Origin of the sequence: Ningiella ruwaisensis, assembly GCF_004798935.1 — a bacterium.
In the GTDB taxonomy this organism is placed as follows: domain Bacteria; phylum Pseudomonadota; class Gammaproteobacteria; order Enterobacterales; family Alteromonadaceae; genus Glaciecola; species Glaciecola ruwaisensis.
The window spans coordinates 168,866-188,240 of sequence record NZ_RAHT01000004.1 but is presented as its reverse complement, the minus strand read 5'-3'; the positions used below and the strand labels follow the sequence as shown (position 1 = coordinate 188,240).

Genomic DNA, 19,375 nt, shown 5'->3' with positions numbered 1-19,375 from the left:
CGAAAACCTGTAGTAGCTCAACATAAGCGACGTGCTCAAAACCGTTGCCTATATCGTTTGTTAACGGCTGTTGCTGTCGAATCTTTACTGTTTGCGTCATTTAATGATGACAAACATCAATTTCCTCTCGAAAACGCTTGTCACGCGTTGCCTTTCTCTGTCAAGGTCCTTCAATCGTTTTCAACCTGGGCAGTTTGTATGTTGTAGGCGAATCCTTGATTGGCAATAATAAATCGGCAAACAGCAGACTGCTGTCCGAGCGCATCGCGGCTCTGTTTGTCTGTTTTGCCAAGCGAGACCAATCCAGTCAAAGAATCGTCTTGAATAAACCAGTTTAAAAATTCAAGGCAGTTTTCCTGACTGACGCTGAAAACAGGGCGACCGTCTGCATTGACAGGAATTTTGACGGATTTGCTCGCATGGCCAGGTTTATAAAGAATCGCTTCTGGACGCCCTTCGTTTTGCCACTGCCAATAGATTTGCTCAAGACCAATACTGACTTTATGCTTCAATCCTTTCGCGCTAACTTGTTGCCATTGTGGTTCACTGACGAAGATATGTTTAACGGTGAGCCCAATAATCGCTACAACAACGAGCACGGTGACAAGCACATGCCACATTTTAAGCGAATACATTAGTTTATCGCTCCCATCATGTCCCACATGGGTGTAAAAATACCCAGCGCCAGTATCAAAACCATCACTGCAACAATCGCGATTAAAATTGGCTCTATCTTCGAGGTCAGGCTTTTGATGTCGTACTCTGTTTCTCGTTCGTAAAAATCTGCCACTTCTGCTAATAAGTCGTCCACTCGTCCCGTCTCTTCACCCACATGAATCATCTGGAGTACTAAAGGTGTAAATAGCCCACTCCCACTTGCCACCCGACTTAAACTTTCGCCTTTTTCAATGCGCTTTCGCATATTGGTGATCGCCAGCTTCATATGGGCATTACCTACTGCATCAGCAACCAGCGATAAGGCGTTAGTTAAGGGAATGCCCGCGTGAAGCATTAGCGCAAAACTGCGTGAAAACCGGCCAAGCAAAGAACGTTCGAGTATGTCCCCAACTATCGGTAGTTTAAATTTCCAATGGTCCCACGTTAAACGTCCGTCTTGCGTATTCACGTATTTTTTTGTGATGAAAAAACATAACAAAACACCACCCACCAACAGGTACCACTGATGGACAAAAAAGTCAGACATACCCAGTAGAAAGCGAGTCATAAGCGGCAACTCAGTATTAAACTTCTCAAACATGCCGGCGAATACGGGAATGACGAATATGTTCATAACGACTAGCGCAACAGCCAGCGCAAAAACAACGAATAGCGGATAGCGTGTGGCAGATTTTATTTGCTTTTTCGTCTCTTGTTCACGCTCTAAGTAAATCGAAAGCTGAAGAAAAGAGGCATCCAATTGCCCAGTGTTTTCGCCCACATGCACAATACTGACAAAAAGCTCTGAAAATATCTTAGGGTGTCGGCTCATGGCTGAGGATAAGTTTCTGCCTTTTTCAAGCTGCTCTATAATATCGGTGAGCGCGGACTTAAGGCGCAAAGAACGGGTATTGCTAAGTCCTGTTACCGCACGAATAATGGGAATACCCGCTTTACTTAGGGAATACATTTGCCGACAAAAAATAATCAAGTCTTCCGTTGCGACTTTTGGCGTCAAAAAATGGATTGAGTCTTTATCCGATTTTTTTGATTCGTGTTTGGGAGTAGCATCGTCTAAGGCATGGATCGTAATTGGCGTAATGCTTCGCGATAATAGCGTTTTGGCAGCACTTTGCTCATCGGGCGCCTCTAGCATACCCTGCGTTATGTCACCACCAATAGCTTTGCCGGTATATACGAAACGTTGCACTACCTGGCATCCTCAAGGCTAAGTTTAACCTGCGTATTTGCCTGCTCGTGTGAGTGGGTATGCACTGATGCCGGCTTTTGTTGAGTATCCGAAACCAGCTCCACCAGCTTCATTACTTCATCCAGAGATGTAATACCAGCAAGCGCATAATCCAGCGCCGCCAAAGCCAGTGGTTTGTATGTCGGATTCGCTTTAGCCTGCTGAGAAAACTCAGCAGTATCTCCCTCTTTTAATGCAGTCATCATGGCTTCGTTCATTTCAAGCAATTCGAAAACGCCCAGCCTGCCTTTATAACCTGTATAGTTGCATGACTGGCAGCCGCCCGCATATTTGAAGTCTCTGTAAGTGAATTCTTCGTCAATCTGCGATAGCCATACTTTATGTTCACTGCTTGGCGGCGCATCGGTCGTACAACGTTCACAGAGCTTTCTGACCAGTCGCTGCGCAACAATTCCTTTTAGTGAGCTTGCCACCAAGTAACCGGGAGCGCCCATGTCAATTAAACGGATCGCACTGCTGATGGCATCGTTAGTGTGCAAAGTTGAAAGAACCAAGTGCCCGGTTAATGCGCCTCTCAAGCCGATTTCGACGGTTTCTTGATCACGCATCTCCCCTACCATTAAGATGTCGGGGTCCTGGCGAAGTGTGGTTCTCAAAACGCTTGCAAAACTCAGATTGATTTTGGGGTTTACCTGCACCTGATTTATTCGAGGCAAGCGATATTCAACAGGGTCTTCTACAGTAATAATCTTACTTTCTGGCTTATTTAATTCATTTAGCGAGCCATAAAGCGTCGTTGTTTTACCCGAGCCTGTTGGACCGGTAACGAGTATCATACCGTGCGGTCGAGAAAGTAACTGTCTGAATCGCTTGACGATAGCATCTGGCATACCGGTTTGTTCCAGCGACAGAATCCCCTGTGACTGGTCCAGAAGTCGCAGTACAACCGATTCGCCATATTGAATAGGCATGGTCGACACTCGCACATCGATATCGCGATTTTTGACTTTAACCTGCGTACGACCATCTTGCGGTAAGCGCTTTTCTGAAATGTCCAAACCTGACATCAGTTTTAAACGCAGAACAAGTGCAGCGGCTATATTACTTTGCGGAATAATGTTTTCCTGTAATACACCGTCTACCCGCTGACGAATGCGCAACTGATTTTCTTCAGGTTCGATATGAATATCTGAAGCTTTTGCAATAACGGCATCTTCAAAGATTGACTGTAATAGCTTGGCGACCAGATTGTCCTGATCATCGTCAAGGCCAGTGCCTAATTGAAATTCGACGTCATCGGTATATTCATCAGCTAGCTCGGTTGCAAAGGTCGCAATCTCTTCGGTTTTCCGATAAAAATTCTCATACGCGGCAAAAAGCTGCGATTCGCTCACTACTGCCAACTCAATAGGTTTCGGCAGCTTTGCGGTAAGTTCATCGACCGCGTTGATATCAGCAGGGTCGGTCATTGCAACGAGCAGTCGCTCTCCCTTGTCGTCAATGACCAAAGCCCGGTAACGTCGCGCCTGGATCTCTGGAAGTAGCCTCACTGCATTTTGATTTACGCGGTAGTCGTTTATATCTATCGCGGGAACATTTAGGTGCTTAGACAATAACTGGAGCAATTGCTCTTCTGTTACCATGCCCATTGCAATAAGCGTTGCACCTAATTTTCGTCCGCTCTGGCGTTGCTCAGCCAGTGCACTTTGTAACTGCTTATCATCAATGAGCTTGTTTTGAACCAGAAGATCCCCTAAGCGGACTTTAGCTCTTTGCGTCATGAGGAGTGACTCCTTAAAACATCTATTCGTTGTTCAACAAAGTCAAGTACCTGAATAGGAAGTTGATTCAGTGCTTTTACTTGTTGATAGGCGTCAAGTGCACCTTCAGAAAAGCTAAGCTTGTCCTGACTCACGCCAAGACCAAGCCACCATTTTGCGTTTTCAGGTTCTCTTGCAACGAGTAAACGATAGTCATGAAGGGCCTTTTCATAGTCACTCAAGCGCTCAGCCAAAGCTGCTCGAAAGCTTAATAGCTCTACATCAGCCAGATTCTCATGAGGATAGGTACGAAGCGCATCATAGGCACTTTGATAATCCCCCACTTTAAAGCTTAATCGCGCTAACATGACGTAGAATGATGAATCTGACGCATTTAAGGCAATGCCGCTTTGCAGTACCTGTTTGGCACGCTCAAATAATTGCTCAGAAAAGAGTAAAGAAGCCAGTTGTTTGCGTTCTTTTGCTTGCGATGGAAAATCTCGAATGAGCTGTTCCAGTGAAGCAATTGCCGCACCTGTATTATCATTGGCAAGCGCCAGTCGCGCTTTTTCGCGCAAAGATGCCACTGTTTGACCCACACCACTACTAGGTGAAAATGAAAAGCTGGCCGGCTCAATTGAATCAGTCTCCGACGCTTTATTATCTTTGGATTGAGACCTTGCAAGCGACAGGCTTTCAGCGCCCTCTTTCAGATAAATTTGTGATGTATCCGCTTGTGCAATGCTCGTTTTTTCAGGTATTTTTGGATTTGAATCAGGTCCCTCAGTAGCCTCTTTTTTTGTCATGAGCGCCGTTTGCTCTTTAGCCTGCCCTTGAGCCTGCGTTTGCAAGATATCTGGCGCTTTTTCCTCCAGTTTAGCTTTGAGGACAGCCGTATCAGAGTTTGAAGAATACCTATTCTCTTTTATTGATTTGTCGTTTAAGTCCTCATCAGGCGGCGCTGGTACAGCGAGCTTGGCACTTGTATTGACAAAAGGACTGGATGTTTTCTTCTCTTCACCAGGAAGCAGATTTGCAAATAAAATACCGGCAGAAACCAAACATGCAGCACCTACTACCAACCATGCCTGGGATTTTTTCTCAATTGATGGCGGAATGTAATCTGCGCTTATCGTAGCTTTTGCCTGGCGCGACTCCAGATCCTGCAGCATTTTATTTACGACACTCATGCACCCACCTCTAGCGGTAGCCATTTTCTCAGCCACTGATGAAAACCACCGGCTTTGGGAACAGCAAAAGCGGCTTCGGTATCGCGTGCTGCATATTCTATGTGAGCTTGATTTACTTGCCTTTCACCCTCACCGTATGCAAGCATCAATGCCTTATGGCACAGGATATTAACAATGCGCGGGGTGCCTTTACTGGCAATTTGCAAAGATTGACAGGTCGCTAAATTAAACAGTTCGCCATCTTTGTGACCGGCAACACGCAGCCGATGACGAGTGTACTGCAGGATTTGGTCGGTATTCATTTGCTGCAAGTTGTATGAAAAGGTGATCCGTTGACGTAATTGGCGCAATTTAGGCTGAGCAATTTTGTCATTGAGCTCAGGCTGACCAAATAGCACAACTTGCATTAGCTTTTGCGATTCGGTTTCAAGATTGGTCATCAATCTTAGCGCTTCAATACTTTCATCGGGTAGCGCCTGCGATTCATCAATGATCAAAACGGCCGATTTATTTTGTTTACGAATTTCAATCAAACGCTTTTGAATGCGCTGAGTAAACTCTTGCTGATCGCCTGACTCGCTTAACTCCACGTTAAGTTCTGCTGCCACCGCTTTACGCAATTCAGACGGAGACAAGTAAGGGTTTGGGATATAGGCCGACACATAGCTTTGATCAAGTTCATTAAGCAACTTACGACAAATAAGCGTTTTACCTGTGCCTACTTCTCCTGTCACTTTTATAAAGCCTTCGCCAGAAGCGAGCGCCGTGCGAAGCACATTTATTGCCTCTTTATGACTTGGCAGGCCAAAGAAGAACTGCGTATTTGGCGTTAAAGTAAAAGGAAGTTCGCGTAGTCCAAAGTGATACAAATACATTTGCTTACTCCACGTACAGCCAATCTGCCATTGTCGCTCGACTTTTTTCAAGCTCTTGCGCCCAGGTGTTTTTCTCAACCACGGTGGGTTTGAGTAAGATAATCAGCTCCTTTTTCACTTCACGCTCACGCTTGTTTTTAAACAGATTTCCTAAACCCGGAATGTCTCCTAAAAGCGGCGTTTTACTTTCGACTGTACTTTTCACGGTTTGCATCAATCCGCCAATCACAACCACTTCACCAGAATGCGCCCGGATAATCGTGTCTGATTCACGGATAGTGCTTTGTGCAAGCGGTAAAATGATCTGCTCTTCATTTAGCGTTACAATTTTCTCCTGTTCTTGTGTTTCAATTACGGATGGATGAATATGCAGCAAAATGCTTCCCGTTTTATCGATTTGCGGGGTCACATCAAGCGCAATACCGGAAAAGAATGGTGTTAACTCAATATCAGGAACAACGGACGTTGCATTGGCGGTTATCGTATTTTGGCTGGATATGTCGGTAACAAAATACTCATCGTCGCCCACTTTAATAACGGCTTTTTGATTATTGATTGCGGTGACTCTGGGGCTAGACAATACCTGCACATTACCTTGTGTGGAGAGTAAATCCACCACACCAGAAAAGTCTTCATTCAAAAAAGCCAGGGAGGTAACTCCTCCTAGTGCCGCAGAAATGGCGTTACCTACTGTGCCAGCCGTATTTGAAAATGTTATATCGGTGCTACCCACATTTGAAATAATCTGATTCCAGTTAATGCCTTGCTGATACTCATCTGCAAGCTCCACCTCTAAAATACGTGCCTCAATAACAACTTGGCGCGTCAGGTTTTGTTCGGTATCTGTCAAAAAGTTTCGAATAGTTTTTAGTTCTTCCGGATAAGCTTTCACTGTGACCAGGCCGGCCTGAGGAGAAACTAAAATCGTTCTGCCGGATTGACCATCGTCGTCCAACATGGCGCGCAAGGAGTCTTCAAGATTTTCCCAGAAATTGGTTTCGCTACGAGTGCTAATGCTTGTGCCGTTGCTCACACCGCCGTTGCCAAATCCACCGCCTAAATTGCCACCAAACTGCCCGCCACCGTTTACATTGTTAAAACCCTGGCCACCGATTCCGTTTAAGCCATTGTTATTATTGTTACCGCCTTGTGCAACGCCACCTGAAATGATGCTGGTTTGCGTGTTTCCATCACGCTGCATCAAAAGATAATTCACCGAAAACGTTTCAGTTCGCATACCCTGCGGCATAACCCGGTAAATCGTGCCCTTTTTCTCAACATGGTAGCCGTATAAATCAGACACCAAACCGAAAATACTGTCTAAAGTCACCTGCTTTAAATCCAGCGATATTTTCCCATCAACTTCTGGATGGATTGCTACCGAATAGGGCGTATCGCGAACCAAACCGGCAAAAAAGTTAGCGGCATCAACAGCACGCGCATTGATGTCGTACTTTTCTTCTTCAATTAACGCTTTACCAGTTGCTGCCTGTAAGGGGTTCATCAGTGTTTGTGCAACTGAATCTGGCAAGCTGTCTAACCTTGCGTCAGGTGCAGAAAACGCTGCTATTTCAGCCTTTGAATTTGCAAGCTCTTGCGCAAGATGTTGTTCGACATGCGAGTGCTCGGTACTTGAGCAAGCAAACAGAAAAGCGCTGGTCAATACACCTGAAATTCGTAGACACGTGTTTGTATACCTCATTTCACCACCTGCTTTTTCATCATCGCGCCTTTAAGTGCACTGAAGTCATGCACACCAAGCTCAATATTGTTGTCGCTTGCTCCAAGCTCTTGTAGTTTTATGCTTTCATCCAAAATGCTGACCACTCGCATCCCCGCAATTTCGTCACCTTGCTTAACAATTTCGCCATTGAGCACGGCGTAGCGCTGGGCATTGCGATTGAAAACTGCCGTTAACACAAACTTGCTGCCGTCCTGTTTCAGTGGCGTTAATTGTTGCGCCATCACATTCGGCGGTCGCGTTGGGTCTTGTTGTTGGGCTAAGGCAAAACTATGAATACCTAGAACCTGAATAAATATCATTGCTTTAGTTAACACCGATGAATGCCTCGCTTGTGCTTAATGTGAATACTTCTAATTCTGTGGTTGCCAGTGGATGGGAATCCACATCATAATTCAGATAGCGCCAGTACAATTTCCACTTCAGGGTTTCTGCGTCAGCAAAAAAATCCCGGGTAGCAAAATAGCTCCCTTGAAAGGTAATTCGTATGCCTTGACGATAAAGTTGCGGCTTTGCCTTATCGCCAGACTGCTGATGTTGCGTTTGAAGATGGGCATTTGATGAGTCAAAAACTGGCGTGGGCGCAATAGACTCCATTTTGACAAGCTTCAGATCTTTCGCTTGTTCAAACAGTTGCTCTAACAGTATTGGCATTGCCTGTGGAGACACGAGTTGCCCCAGTTCATTATCAAAACTGGATTCGATATAAGCCAGTTGCGCCTTTAGATCAGCAATTTGCTGCTTAGTGTTGGCGTCTGGATCTTGTTTGATTTCTGCCGAAAGCATGTGCCTGGTTTGTTTGAGCATGTCAAGCTGGGCATGTTTCGTATCGACGTTAGCCTGCGCCGATTTTACATTCTTATACATTGGCTCAATGAATAGCAGCGATAATACAAATACAATCAGGGATGGCGTGGCGATAAATATCAATCGCTTTTCACTAAACGCCAGGGCTTCAAATTTTTCAATGAATTGTGCGCTCATGGAAGCTTTCTTTGCTTTAGTCGGAGCCATTGTTTCCTCCCTCTTGCGCCACTAGAACATCTGAACTTTGTTCATTAGCGCTGTCTGCGCTTTCATTTCGTTTTTTGCTGGTCAAGGTGAAATGCAGCGCTTCATCCTCTCGCGCCAAAACGGCATCGTTAAATTCTCGGCCTTTAAAAAAGCTTGTGTTGCTTAATTTACCTATCCACTGTGTCATTGCCGAAGGCTTGGCTAAACTGCCTGAAATGCTTAAATTCTCCTCATCCACAGTAAATGAGGTGAGCCACAAATGATTGGAATTAGCAGAGGCTAAAGCATCAAAAAGACTTGAAAACGACTTTTGCTTCAGGCCGGACAAATCTTTCACTCGCAGCAACAGACTTTCTTGTGCTGAAAGCTCGTTTTGCAACTGATTGAGCCGTGCGCCAAGCAAAGGGTCGCCCGTACGTGTTTGGATCGCATGAGTAAAGTCATCAATGCTTTGCTGCTCTTGCGCAATTTGCGTGGCAACTTCCTGGGCCTGAGATTCTACTTTACTGTGCCAATAGAAAAGCCCGCCGTAGACGCCGCTCATTATGAGCGTGACAACTATTGAAATACCCAGTAGATGGCGTCCAGTGATCCATTCAAACTTCGGCTTAAATTCTGCTGAGTAGAGGTTAATGTTGGATTTCATCACGCACCTCTTCAACGTCTTTTTGTATTTGACTTTGATTTACTTTTGAATAAGCAGCGCCTAAACAGCTAAAGCTGGCCATTTTAAAATGCAAATCATTTGCGCACTGCATATTCGGTCGCATCAAGTCGCAAGGCAGGCCCATTGTTTCGGCAATGTAATTGCAAATGTGAGCCATGTGGGGGGTATCGAGTTTTATAAGAATGCGTTTGACGGGCGCTTGGCGAAGCTGACTTTCGTAGTAATCCATTGAGCGCTGGATCTGCACGGTCAGCGAATCACAAATCCCCATATCCAGTTCCGCTTTGGTGAAACTGGCAATATTTTCAAAGCCTTTTAAACGGCGGCTAAAATATAACTGCTTGTTTTTGATAATGTTTAGAACAACATCTTCACCATGCTCTTGTACAAGGCTGATGCAGGCATCGCTACTGTCGTCGAGTAAATGAGTGGTGGCAAGTTCTTCTACTGTAATACTTTCAAGCACCAACTCTGCTTCGTAAATAGCTCGGCTAAGTTTTTCCACTTCTTTTCGGGCAATCGCGACTACCATGACTTTGTTTTGCCCGGCAACCTGCACGGGTAAATCAGCATAGTCGTACACCATTTCAGTATTAGTCCCCAGTACCTCTTGCAAGGGCCACTTTAGCGCTGGGAGGATGTCTTCATCAGACACATCCGGACGATCTACCTGATGGACTTTGTACCAATGAGAAGTCAGTGTGAAAAAACAAGGGGTACCTTGTAACTTGTGAGTCCTAACATATTCAGCGAGGCTTTGCGCCCAGGATTTGTGGGTAAAGCTTGCGTCAAGGACCCATTCAAGCCCACTTGTGCCTTTTTTCAGAGCACAGAGCAAAACTTGTTCGGCCGTAAAGGCGATACCTACTGAATAATATTCAGATGGCTTTCGAAACTTTTGTTTAAGATATTGTTTCCAACTAATGCGCATAGTGTCCAATTCTTTATGAGTTTTTTGACGTTTTGACTTTTCAGAGCTGATCAGGCTCTTGTCAAAAAAGCGTCGTTATCCAGTCTAGATATATAAAAATTATGTCGTACGCTTTGTTTTATCAGTGTTTTTTCTGGCGCAGTCTGCATGTCTTCGAGTACTGGTTCGCAATTAAGCAAGTCTTTTGCCAATGTGTTTCTGATGAAATCAAGGGATATTGCTTTTGTCCTAATCTTTATATCGGCAATGTTTAATGAAAGTTAAAACGTGGAATGAATGTGTGTTTTTCGGAAACGTTTTTTATGAAGCGCTGCAATGCTTCTGAAATTGCGCGCCGAGAAGCAGGAAGCATTCACCAGCCTTTTTGCAAGACTTTACAATAGTGTTCCTGTGTCGTAGTTTTATAGCGTTTCAAACTCTTATGGAAAACACACTTTTGCGCGTCAAAATGACAAAGCCAAAACAGTTACGTGCAGGTGTACAATAAAAAAGGATCGCATATGACATGTCAAAACCTGTTTACTAAAAAGCGCTGTCGCGTTCGTAAAATCTTAGTCGCAATATCTGCCTGTTTAAGTCTCAGTGCATTTTCTAGCGCGCAAACCATTCCAGAAAATGAACTGCCCTGCGATGAAGTTGAAGCAAAAGCACTAGAATCTCAGGATACCTTTAGTAACAAGGAAAGAAGTAACGCGGAAATTGCGAAGCGCATTACCGCCTTTACGCCTGCTAAACCGGTTAAAAGGATTCATCCTAATTATCCACCAGCGGCAGCAAGGAAAGGTGCAGAGGGTTGGGTTTTACTAAGTTTTGTTACCGACGAAAAAGGGCGTGTATCTGAAATTGAAGTTGAAGATTCTAGTGGTCATCGAGGGTTTAAGAAAGAAGCTATCAAGGCAATGAAAAAATGGCAATATTCACCAGCCATGAAAGATGGCAAACCCACACAGCAGTGCCACCAACAGATAAGGTTAGAGTTCGCCATAGGCGGAGCACAAGGCGCTTCCAAAAAATTTGTTAGTGCTTATCAGGAGTTTGAAAAAGCGCTTGGCGAAAAGGATATCGAAACGGCGCGAGAAAGATTAGAGGCTTTGCACAATCGCGACAACCTAAACCGATACGAAAATGCATTTTTATGGAGTGCGGATGCACGTTTCGCCCAGCAAATAGCTGATGAGGAACGCGAGCTAGTTAGTATTTCTAGAGCCATTCACAGTAGCGGTGACTTATCGGGAAATGTCGAATATCTCAGTACTGAATATGTTGACTACCTCTATCAAAGGCAGTTTGAACTGCAAGTCAAAACCTTAGAACTTGCAAATGCGCTTGCTACCTACGACAAAATTGCAGAACGAAATAACGCGGATGCGCTACTAGCCCCTTTGGAGACGTATAAGGAAAAAGTAGAAGCAGTAATTGCGTCAGAAGAGAGCATTGTCATTCCAGGTGAATTAGATGAAGATGGTCGAAAATATCACACACTGGCAAGAAACCGCTTTGGTTTTACTGATATACGCGGTGAGTTGGATGTAGTGGAAGTGCGCTGCGATACCCGTTATGAGGTGTATACGGTTGCCGAAGATACAGTGTGGACAATCCCTGAAAGTTGGGGGCAATGCAGGCTGTTAATGAAAGGTAGTGAATTAACAGCGTTTTCAATTGTCGAACTACCTAAGCAAGTTTGAGCGAGTAACGAATGTTAGTGAAAAATGTTAGCAAGCCTATTCTTACAAGCGGAATGAGTCTGATAGCAATTTGTTTGTTATCAGGCTGTGCCCTGATTGTTGATTCAGATGATGGAGACGCCAGGTTGAGTGTTCCTTGTGCTACCATCGAAGATGGTGATGTTGAAAGCAAGTGCACAACTGCAAAGGCCATAGAAGCGGCTAATCGACGTGACGCTCACGAGGAATTTACTCAGCAAACCCTTCCTATCCATGAACGGGAGGACATTATTAATCAAGAAATACATGATAGATCACAAAATCATTAGCGATCGTTTTTTACAAATAGAGTGCTAAAAAACACACTTTGCTATTTGCGCTTTGCCATTTTGCTTAGAAGCTGGCAACTGCGACTCATGACGTATCATCGAATAAAGTATTTACAATAAGCGGTTGTTTAGATCCCAGTAATTGCAAAGTCTATTGCATTGATAATGTGGTGCCTTTGCAGCTCTACTGTTCCTAATGGCTTTTTTAAATAGTGTTTGGGCATGGATGTTAGTTGTGGAGTGACGAGTAAATATTGCTCGCCGTTATACTCGATAAATGGAGTTAAACGCGTCATGGCTTGATTGAATAGAATTTACTTGTTGCCCAAGGGTATTACTAGCCTCGATTCCAAGTCATCAATTATAGAATGTTGTATATCGACAATATAAGGGAAAGCTTCTCTTGTCTTATGAGATGGATTTTTATAGATGTCGAATTGAGCCATTAAAAATTTCGATATTCGTCACTGAAACAACCATTTTCTTCGATATACTGATTGTATGCCGTTATGGCATTTTTGTTCTCAGCTTTCCATCTTTCACTTTCAATCGCTTTTAATTTTTCATTTAGCGCCTGTTCAAGCGTCGCAGAAAGATTAACATTTAAGCTTTTTGAGCGTTTAAGCAAGTCGCTATTGATGGATAAATTAGTGGCTTTTTTTGGGGCATAAATATCATAATGATAGCTCATAGATACCTCCTCACTGTGCAAAGCATATAATGCGCACTTGGATGCGCATAGTCAAGTGTGAAGCATGAACCCTGCCGAAATAAACCTAAGTTCTATTTTCGTTCAAAACCCATTCTGTTTTTCTCTGTAATTAAGCACAGTGAGGCACTATATTTTGATTCAAAAAAAACCCGCAAAATAAGCGGGTTATTTTATGAACAGCGTTAATTAGTCTGATCTTTATAAAAAGTTTCTTAATTATGAGCTAAAAGGGTATATCATCATCAAAATCAAAGTCTGGCTCAGCCATTTTCGGCGGCTGTTGTGGCGCTTGTTGAGGACGATTCTGGCCACCCTGGTTTGGTGGGGGCTGCTGATACCCACCCTGACTGCCTGAGCTCTGCTGTGGTCGCTGCTGATATCCGCCTTGATTACTTTGCGCACCATCGTTGCGTCCACCGCCCAACATCTGCATTTGATCAACAATAATTTCGGTGGTGTATTTATCGTTGCCTTGCTGGTCCTGCCATTTACGCGTTTGCAGTTTGCCCTCCACATAAATTTGCGAACCTTTTTTAAGGTACTCACCGGCAATTTCAGCCAAACGGCGATACATCGTTAAACGATGCCATTCTGTACGTTCTTGTTGTTGCCCCTGCTGATCTTTCCAACTTTCACTTGTCGCCAAGCTCAAATTAGCAACCGCATTCCCGTTTGGCATGTAACGAACTTCAGGGTCATTGCCCAGGTTGCCCACTAAAATTACTTTGTTTACACCTCGTGAGGCCATTATTTTCCCCTCTCTAAACCTATTCTTTTAATATATCTTTGCCGCGTAGTTGCACTTGAAGCTTGCAAATTGACCCGCTCGCTCTTATTCAGCTTCCTGCTCGGCTGCTATAAGCGCTTTCGCCTGTGGCAAACTAAATTGTTTGGCATCAACTTTTAAATAAAACGCTGAAGCTACGGCATCGGCTGTGACTTCTTTTACACCAGGCAAGACAGCCAATTGTGCTTTAATTGCCAAAATATCATCAGTATTTTGATTATCGTCTATGGTAAGTGTAACGCGTTTTACCCGTTCAACGCTAGCCAAACCTTTTGTGATTAACGCGCAGATAAATATCAATACCAAGCACATTATAAAGCTTGTTTTCACCTCAAAATAACTGTTCAAAAGGCCTGATAATACGCCACCTAAAAACGCACCAAAAAACTGATGGCTCGCGTAAATCCCCATTGCGCTGCCTTTTTGACCGGCTGGCGATATGGAGGAAACCATTGCTGGCATTTTTGCCTCCATAAAATTAAAACCGCCAAAAAAGAGAATGCCAGCAAGGCTAATTAACCAATAAGAAGGTTCTGCAACAATAAGCATAAAAAACGCCACGGCTATGGTGAGCAGGGCAAGCCTGAATAACAAAGAGACATTCAGCGATTTGCTTAGTTGCATAAACACAAGTAACACTAAAATAGACACAAATAATACAAGTGCATACAAAATATAGTGCTCTTCAAGCGGTACCTTTATATCAAGAAGCATTACAGGAATTTGCACAAAAAAGCAGGTAATTAAAAGGTGCACAATCAGTACAGAGACATTGAGACGCCAAAGAGCGCTATGAGAAAATAGCTTGCCAATATGCTCCAGTTTAGGCAACGAGTCACCCGTTGCCTTTGCTTGAAGCGTATTAACTGAGGTGGATTGTTCGACTAATATCACTCCCCATTTAACCGCAGCGATGCACATCAGGCTGAGTGCTGCCGTCATCAAAAAAATACCATTAAGGCCAATGCTGGCAGCCAGTAGTGGACCGGTCAACAAAGCAATATAAAACGAAAATCCAATGCTAACGCCAATAATTGCCATGACCTTAGTTCGCTGAGACTCACGCGTCACATCGCTGGCTAATGCCATTATGGCGCCTGCTATGGCGCCAGAGCCTTGCAGTATCCGGCCAATCGTCAGCACAAGCATGGAGTCTGCAAAACCGGCGAGTAAACTTCCCGCACAAAACAGGCACAATCCAAGATAAATAACGGGTTTTCTGCCCCACTTATCAGACAAAACCCCAAAAGGAATTTGAAGTAAGGCTTGCGTTAAACCATAACCACCTACTGCAAAGCCAACTAACAAAGGAGAATAGTCATCAAATGCTGTCGCCGCAACGGCAATTACGGGGATCACCATAAACAAGCCAAGCATACGCATCACATAGACTGCGGCAAGGCTTATAGCGGCTCGTTTTTCTAAAGTAGTTAAGGCATTATCTGACATGAATGATTTTGTACTTTGCTCAAATTTGCGTATCAATAAATTGCTAAAGAATAAATTTGCTTTCTTGCATGCATCTGCTAATAAATTCTGGCGCGCAGTGTACTTGTTTTGTTTCTATTTTAGTAGGGCAATTGCGCCCCCCTTTATTTGCGAAGGATGATCTACTCATAGTCAATTGCGTAACAAAGCGTCTCATCTTGATTAATTTTGTGGCATAATTACTCGTTTAACGCCAATGCGTATTTTCGCTTAGCAACATAAGGTCCTATGGATAAAATAGAAGTTCGCGGTGCCCGCACTCACAATCTTAAAAATATCAATATTGAATTGCCTCGAGACAAGTTGGTCGTTATTACCGGCCTCTCTGGTTCTGGTAAGTCATCACTAGCCTTCGATACCCTATATGCTGAAGGCCAACGACGTTATGTTGAAAGCTTATCCGCTTACGCCAGACAATTTCTATCTATGATGGAAAAGCCCGATGTGGATCACATTGAGGGATTGTCTCCTGCCATTTCGATAGAGCAAAAGTCGACGTCTCACAATCCGCGCTCTACCGTTGGCACCATTACCGAAATATACGACTACTTGCGATTGTTGTTTGCGCGAGTAGGCACACCAAAATGCCCGGATCACGATGTTGCGCTTGATGCACAAACCATATCTCAAATGGTGGATAAAGTGCTCGAAATGCCGGAAGGCACGAAATTGATGCTACTTGCTCCTGTGGTACAAGAGCGAAAAGGTGAACACGTCAAAACACTTGAAGGCCTTGCAGCTCAAGGATTTATTCGCGCGCGCATTGATGGCGAAGTGTGCGATTTGTCAGATCCGCCCGAACTTGATCTTCGCAAAAAACACAGCATTGAAGTGGTGGTAGATCGTTTTAAAGTGCGCGACGATTTACAGCTTCGCCTGGCGGAATCGTTTGAAACGGCGCTTAATCTTTCGTCTGGCAACGCCAAAATCGCTTTTATGGATGAGCCTGATAAAGAAGAAGTGGTATTTTCTGCAAACTTTGCCTGCCCTCACTGTGGTTACAGTATTAGTGAACTTGAACCGAGAATATTTTCGTTCAACAACCCTGCTGGTGCCTGTCAAACCTGTGATGGCTTGGGCACAAGACAGTTTTTTGACCCTCACCGGGTTGTCAGTAACGACGAGTTAAGCTTGTCAGGCGGTGCGATCCGGGGCTGGGATAAGCGAAGCTACTACTATTTCCAGATGTTGCAATCCGTTGCTGATCATTACGGATTTTCATTGCAAACCCCCTTTGCTAAGCTCGATGAAAAAGCAAAAGAAATCGTATTGCATGGCTCAAAAGGTGAATCGGTTAAATTCCGCTATATCAACGAGCGCGGCGACATTATGGAGCGCAAGCATCCTTTTGAAGGCATCATTCCAAATATGGAGCGTCGCTACCGGGAAACCGAATCAAACACCGTACGCGAGGAGCTTGGTAAATACCTCTCTCATCAAAATTGTAGTGCATGCTCTGGCACGCGCTTGCGACTGGAAGCTCGCAATGTTTTTATCAACGATACCAATTTGCCGAGTATTACGAGTCGTAGCATCTCAGACGCCCTTGCCTTTTTTGCGAATCTTGATTTAAGCGGGCAGAAAGCAAAAATTGCTGACAAAATTTTAAAAGAAATCAATGATCGCCTACAGTTTTTGGTCAACGTTGGTCTTAATTATTTGTCTATGGAACGCAGTGCCGATACCTTATCGGGCGGTGAAGCGCAGCGAATTCGACTAGCCAGTCAAATCGGCGCTGGGTTGGTCGGCGTGATGTACGTGTTAGACGAGCCCAGTATTGGCCTGCACCAACGCGATAATGAGCGCTTACTTAATACCTTACGACACCTTCGCGATTTAGGTAATACTGTGATTGTGGTTGAGCATGACGAAGATGCCATTCGCGAGGCTGACTACATTGTTGATATTGGCCCGGGGGCCGGTGTCCATGGAGGACAGATTATTGCTCAGGGTTCTTTGGATGACATCAAAAATTGCGAAGCGTCTTTAACCGGCAAATATTTATCGGGTGTTGAAAAAATTGATATTCCTGCCAAACGCACTTCAACAAAAGGCAGGAAGTGGATTGAATTAACAGGCGCAACGGGTAATAACCTTCAAGCCGTTGATCTGCGCATTCCAACTGGGCTTATGACTTGCGTGACGGGCGTCTCAGGCTCAGGTAAATCCACTCTGATAAACGATACTTTTTACAAAATTGCGCAAAGAGAGCTAAATCGTGCCACAGTAAACGAACCTGCTGCGCACAAGGCATGTACAGGACTTGAGCATTTAGACAAAGTGGTCGACATTGATCAAAGCCCCATCGGTAGAACTCCCCGCTCAAATCCGGCAACTTACGCAGGAATATTTACGCCTATAAGAGAAATTTTCGCAGGCACACAAGAAGCGCGTTCTCGCGGTTATAAACCAGGGCGGTTTAGTTTTAATGTAAAAGGTGGTCGCTGTGAAGCATGTCAGGGCGATGGCGTCATCAAAGTAGAGATGCACTTTTTACCAGACGTATACGTGCCCTGCGATGTATGTGCAGGTAAACGCTACAATCGGGAAACGCTTGAAATACGCTTCAAAAACAAAAATATTCACGAAGTATTGGAAATGACAGTAGAGGATGCGCGTGAATTTTTTGATGCCATCCCTGCTATTTCGCGCAAACTCCAGACTTTAATGGACGTTGGATTATCCTATATCCGGCTGGGGCAATCTGCGACAACGCTTTCAGGCGGGGAAGCCCAGCGCGTAAAACTGGCGAAAGAGTTATCAAAACGCGATACTGGCCAAACGCTTTATATTCTGGATGAGCCGACAACGGGCCTGCATTTTCATGACATCAAACAGCTGCTTGCGGTGTTACATCGCTTAAGAGACCACGGCAATACTGTGGTGGTAATTGAGCATAATTTGGACGTGATCAAAACGGCAGACTGGATTGTTGATCTTGGGCCGGAGGGTGGTTCTGGGGGCGGAAGAATTATTGCTCAGGGTACGCCAGAGGATATTTGCAAAGTGAAAGAATCTCATACCGGGCATTTTTTAAAGCCAATGCTTGACGCAGCAAAAGCAAAGTAATACTTAATTGAGACTTAGGATTTAAGTGAGCGCCCATGAGCAATAGCGAACAACATAATCAAAAAACACCAAAAATGCTGGAAGAAAGCTTTGCCGTCCGTTTTTATGAAACGGATGCCCTAAAGCATGTGAGTAATACGGTGTTGGTTGGCTGGTTTGAGGCTGCTCGCTTTCCTATTTTTAAGCTCTTTACACCTGATCTCGATTTAGACAATTGGCCGCTTATTTTAGCCAATTACAGCGTTGATTTTTTGCAGCAAATTTACATGGGTTCTGATGTAACTGTTAAAACCGGCGTTAGTCGCATCGGCAATAGTTCGTTTGTGGTCTACCAAGAGCTTTGGCAGGATGCAAAGCTTAAAGCCACAGGCAGCACGACGATGGTGCACTTTGATTATAAAACCCAGCGTTCTGCGCCTATTTCTGCACAAATACGTGACAAATTATCGGCCATGCTTGTGGAAACTCAGTCTGAGTAATATTTCATCTTGTGTGAATATCGACCAAGCTTGAAAAGAGAGATAAAATAACGCATGGTATAAAGCAAAAACTAACAGCGTTGTTTGCTTTATGTCCAAAGTGTCTACTTCCGATTTTGTTCGCATCATTGATGATGCGCTTCCCCAAGAACTATGTCAGCGTTTTGTTGAAACGATAGACGCCAGCAACCATTTGCAGCCGGGTCATACCGGCAGTGGTGTAGACAAAAGCATGAAAAATTCCATGGACGTATCTATTCAGCGTCATGACGAGTTTGCTCCCATTCGCAACCAGGTGTTTGAAGCCACCACTAAGCACATTATTGAGTATTTCAAAGACTTTTATTTTGCACTGATAGGCCCTATTGCTTTAACCCTCAAGGATCCCAAATCTGGTCAACCCGTTAAGTTGTCTGCGGATAATTTTGAGCAGTTGGCCTTACCAAATCTTAGCAATTTAGTGCAATACCTGTTTCGCTTGGGCGAAATTAATGCACAGCGCTACAAAGCAGGAGAAGGTGGCTACCCTTACTGGCATTCGGAAATTTACCCCCAGCAAGGCAGTGTTGAGGCTTTGCATCGCAATTTGTTGTTCATGTTCTACCTGAACGATGTCGAGCAAGGAGGTGAAACCGAGTTTTTCTACCAAAAAAAGAAAATCACACCTAAAGCGGGCCGAATGGTGATTGCACCCGCGGGCTTTACACACACTCATCGTGGCAATGTGCCTGTATCAAACGACAAGTACATTTTGACCTCCTGGGTGCTGTTTAATCCGGCAGAGCATATTTTTCGGTCGTAA

General features: G+C 44.4%; 18 protein-coding genes and 1 pseudogene. 5 read left to right on the top strand and 14 right to left on the bottom strand.

Annotated features, from left to right (window positions below; genetic code table 11):
- Positions 1-170 precede the first annotated feature (170 nt).
- From D6V41_RS09925 to D6V41_RS09880, 10 genes are read right to left on the bottom strand one after another with little or no spacing between them, the layout of a single operon-like run.
- Positions 171-635, bottom strand: coding sequence for a hypothetical protein (locus D6V41_RS09925; RefSeq protein ID WP_136251351.1), 465 nt, complete (start codon positions 633-635; stop codon positions 171-173).
- Positions 635-1,867: a type II secretion system F family protein gene (locus D6V41_RS09920; protein WP_277750971.1), complete on the bottom strand. Its 1,233-nt coding sequence runs from the start codon at positions 1,865-1,867 to the stop codon at positions 635-637. The genes D6V41_RS09925 and D6V41_RS09920 overlap by 1 nt, the downstream gene beginning before the upstream one ends.
- Entirely contained in the window at positions 1,867-3,648 is a 1,782-nt protein-coding gene (locus D6V41_RS09915) for a GspE/PulE family protein (RefSeq protein ID WP_136251350.1), read from the bottom strand. The genes D6V41_RS09920 and D6V41_RS09915 overlap by 1 nt, the downstream gene beginning before the upstream one ends.
- Complete coding sequence (locus tag D6V41_RS09910; protein WP_136251349.1) at positions 3,645-4,817, bottom strand: tetratricopeptide repeat protein; 1,173 nt, start codon at positions 4,815-4,817, stop codon at positions 3,645-3,647. Before D6V41_RS09910 ends, D6V41_RS09915 begins: the two co-directional genes overlap by 4 nt.
- Positions 4,814-5,692: an ExeA family protein gene (locus D6V41_RS09905; protein WP_136251348.1), complete on the bottom strand. Its 879-nt coding sequence runs from the start codon at positions 5,690-5,692 to the stop codon at positions 4,814-4,816. Before D6V41_RS09905 ends, D6V41_RS09910 begins: the two co-directional genes overlap by 4 nt.
- A gap of 4 nt (positions 5,693-5,696) precedes the next feature.
- On the bottom strand, positions 5,697-7,394 hold the full coding sequence (gene mshL / locus D6V41_RS09900) for a pilus (MSHA type) biogenesis protein MshL (RefSeq protein ID WP_136251347.1): 1,698 nt from the start codon (positions 7,392-7,394) through the stop codon (positions 5,697-5,699).
- Positions 7,391-7,750 (bottom strand): hypothetical protein, encoded by a 360-nt coding sequence (locus D6V41_RS09895; RefSeq protein ID WP_136251346.1) that lies wholly within the window; start codon positions 7,748-7,750, stop codon positions 7,391-7,393. The genes mshL and D6V41_RS09895 overlap by 4 nt, the downstream gene beginning before the upstream one ends.
- Positions 7,740-8,417, bottom strand: a complete 678-nt coding sequence (locus tag D6V41_RS09890; protein ID WP_136251345.1) for a hypothetical protein — start codon at positions 8,415-8,417, stop codon at positions 7,740-7,742. Before D6V41_RS09890 ends, D6V41_RS09895 begins: the two co-directional genes overlap by 11 nt.
- A 16-nt stretch (positions 8,418-8,433) precedes the next feature.
- Positions 8,434-9,093: a PilN domain-containing protein gene (locus D6V41_RS09885; RefSeq protein WP_136251344.1), complete on the bottom strand. Its 660-nt coding sequence runs from the start codon at positions 9,091-9,093 to the stop codon at positions 8,434-8,436.
- Entirely contained in the window at positions 9,077-10,045 is a 969-nt protein-coding gene (locus D6V41_RS09880; RefSeq protein ID WP_136251343.1) for a biogenesis protein MshI, read from the bottom strand. Before D6V41_RS09880 ends, D6V41_RS09885 begins: the two co-directional genes overlap by 17 nt.
- A 500-nt stretch (positions 10,046-10,545) precedes the next feature.
- On the opposite strand from D6V41_RS09880, the gene D6V41_RS09875 reads away from it, so the two are divergent.
- Positions 10,546-11,730, top strand: a complete 1,185-nt coding sequence (locus tag D6V41_RS09875; RefSeq protein ID WP_136251342.1) for an energy transducer TonB — start codon at positions 10,546-10,548, stop codon at positions 11,728-11,730.
- A gap of 11 nt (positions 11,731-11,741) precedes the next feature.
- Positions 11,742-12,038, top strand: coding sequence for a hypothetical protein (locus tag D6V41_RS09870; RefSeq protein ID WP_136251341.1), 297 nt, complete (start codon positions 11,742-11,744; stop codon positions 12,036-12,038).
- Between the two features lie 128 nt (positions 12,039-12,166).
- Here the strand turns inward: D6V41_RS09870 and D6V41_RS09865 are convergent.
- The 4 genes and pseudogenes from D6V41_RS09865 to D6V41_RS09850 all read right to left on the bottom strand — a co-directional run bounded on the left by D6V41_RS09865 (position 12,167) and on the right by D6V41_RS09850 (position 14,986).
- Positions 12,167-12,484, bottom strand: a pseudogene (locus D6V41_RS09865) (CcdB family protein).
- Positions 12,484-12,729, bottom strand: coding sequence for a type II toxin-antitoxin system CcdA family antitoxin (locus tag D6V41_RS09860; RefSeq protein WP_136251340.1), 246 nt, complete (start codon positions 12,727-12,729; stop codon positions 12,484-12,486). The pseudogene D6V41_RS09865 and the gene D6V41_RS09860 overlap by 1 nt, the downstream one beginning before the upstream one ends.
- Positions 12,730-12,973: 244 nt before the next feature.
- A complete protein-coding gene (locus D6V41_RS09855; RefSeq protein WP_136251339.1) occupies positions 12,974-13,498 on the bottom strand; it encodes a single-stranded DNA-binding protein in 525 nt (174 codons plus the stop codon).
- A gap of 84 nt (positions 13,499-13,582) precedes the next feature.
- Positions 13,583-14,986 carry an MFS transporter gene (locus D6V41_RS09850; RefSeq protein WP_136251338.1) on the bottom strand — a complete coding sequence of 468 codons (1,404 nt, stop codon included), beginning with the start codon at positions 14,984-14,986 and terminating at the stop codon, positions 13,583-13,585.
- 267 nt (positions 14,987-15,253) lie between these two features.
- Here D6V41_RS09850 and uvrA point away from each other — a divergent pair, with 267 nt between their 5' ends.
- The 3 genes from uvrA (at position 15,254) to D6V41_RS09835 (ending at position 19,375) form a co-directional block, all read left to right on the top strand.
- A complete protein-coding gene (gene uvrA, locus D6V41_RS09845; protein WP_136251337.1) occupies positions 15,254-18,094 on the top strand; it encodes an excinuclease ABC subunit UvrA in 2,841 nt (946 codons plus the stop codon).
- A 74-nt stretch (positions 18,095-18,168) separates the two neighbouring features.
- Complete coding sequence (locus tag D6V41_RS09840) at positions 18,169-18,573, top strand: acyl-CoA thioesterase (protein WP_136251567.1); 405 nt, start codon at positions 18,169-18,171, stop codon at positions 18,571-18,573.
- A 91-nt stretch (positions 18,574-18,664) separates the two neighbouring features.
- Positions 18,665-19,375 carry a 2OG-Fe(II) oxygenase gene (locus D6V41_RS09835; protein WP_136251336.1) on the top strand — a complete coding sequence of 237 codons (711 nt, stop codon included), beginning with the start codon at positions 18,665-18,667 and terminating at the stop codon, positions 19,373-19,375.